This window comes from Hymenobacter agri (assembly GCF_054778495.1).
Window position 1 is genome coordinate 1 of record NZ_BAAGZM010000775.1, and the last position, 1,698, is coordinate 1,698.

Annotated in this window: 1 protein-coding gene; it reads left to right on the plus strand. The window is 69.0% G+C overall.

Features of this window, described 5'->3' with window-relative positions; genetic code table 11:
- Positions 1-1,698: histidinol dehydrogenase (hisD, locus tag ACYVDE_RS21985; protein WP_460503678.1), on the plus strand; the 1,698-nt coding region annotated here is incomplete at both ends.

Consider the following 1,698-nt stretch of genomic DNA (forward strand, 5'->3'; position numbering starts at 1 on the left):
TGCTGGGGGTGCCGGCCCGCCTGGCCGGTTGCCCCGAAGTGGTGGTGTGCACTCCGCCGCAGGCCGACGGCCGCATCAGCCCGGTTATCCTGTTCGTGGCCCGGCTGCTGGGTATCGATAAGGTAGTGAAGGCCGGCGGGGCCCAGGCCGTGGCCGCCTTGGCCCTAAGCACCGCCTCGGTGCCGGCCGTAGACAAGATTTTCGGCCCCGGCAACCGCTACGTAACCGCCGCCAAGCAGCTGGCCGCCGCCGAGTTCGGCGTAGCCATCGATATGCCCGCCGGCCCGTCGGAGGTCCTCGTTATTGCTGATGCCAGCGCCAACCCCGCCTTCGTGGCCGCCGACCTGCTTTCGCAGGCCGAGCACGGCCCCGACTCGCAGGTGGTCGTGCTGAGCGACTCGCAGCAAATCCTGGACGGCGTGCAGGCCGAAGTAGCGCGCCAGCTCGAAACGCTGCCGCGTCGCGACGTCGCCGCCTTGGCCCTCGATAACAGCCGCGCCATTCTGCTGCCCGACGCGGCCGCCATGCTGGCCTTCTCGAACCAGTACGCCCCTGAGCACCTTATCCTGGCCACCGACAACGCCGAGGCCCTGGCCGCGCAGGTTACCAACGCCGGCTCGGTGTTCCTGGGCCACTTCACGCCCGAGGCCGTGGGCGACTACGCCTCCGGCACCAACCACACGCTGCCCACCAGCGGCTACGCCCGCCAGTACAGCGGCGTTTCGCTCGACTCGTTCGTGAAGAAAATCACCTTCCAGCGCCTGTCGGCCACCGGCCTGCAGGCCCTGGGCCCGGTGGTGGAAACCATGGCCGAAGCCGAGGGCCTCGCCGCCCACGCCCGCGCCGTCACGCTGCGTCTGGCCGCTCTGGCTGCCGGCGAAACGGCTGAAGCCGGTAAGCCGGCTGCCAACCCTTACGCCGGCCTCATCCGGCCCAGCGTGGAGCGCATGCAGCCGTATTCGTCGGCCCGCGATGAGTTTGAGGGCCTGGCTCCGGTGATGCTCGACGCCAACGAGAACAGCCTTGGCTCGGTGGGCCCCGACAACTTCAGCCGCTACCCCGACCCGCACCAGCGCGCCATCAAGGCTGATTTGGCTAAGCTGAAAGGCGTGGCGCCCGACCAGATTTTCCTCGGCAACGGCTCCGACGAGGCCATTGACCTGCTCGTGCGCCTCACCTGCACGCCGGGCCAGGACAGCATCGTCATCTGCCCGCCCACCTACGGCATGTACGAGGTGGCCGCCAACCTGAACGACGTGCGCGTGGAGCGCCTGCCGCTCACAGCCGATTTCCAGCTGCCGGCCAATGCCGCCGTCGTGCTGGCGGCCTCGCGGGCCAAACTGGTGTTCCTGTGCTCGCCCAACAACCCCACCGGCAACCTGCTGGCCCAGGAGGCCATCGAAACCATTCTGGCCAATTTCCGCGGCCTGGTGGTGGTCGACGAAGCCTACGCCGACTTCGCCGACGCTCCCAGCTGGACCACCCGCCTGGCCGAATTCCCCCGCCTGGTGGTGATGCAGACCTTCTCGAAGGCCTGGGGCTTGGCCGGCTTGCGCCTGGGCGTGGCCTACGCCTCGGCCGAGCTCATCGGCTACCTCAACAAGATTAAGCCGCCCTACAACATCTCGGCCGCCACCCAGCAGCACGCCCTGGCCGCCCTGGCCAACGCGCCGCAGCTGCCCGAGATGCGCGCCGAGC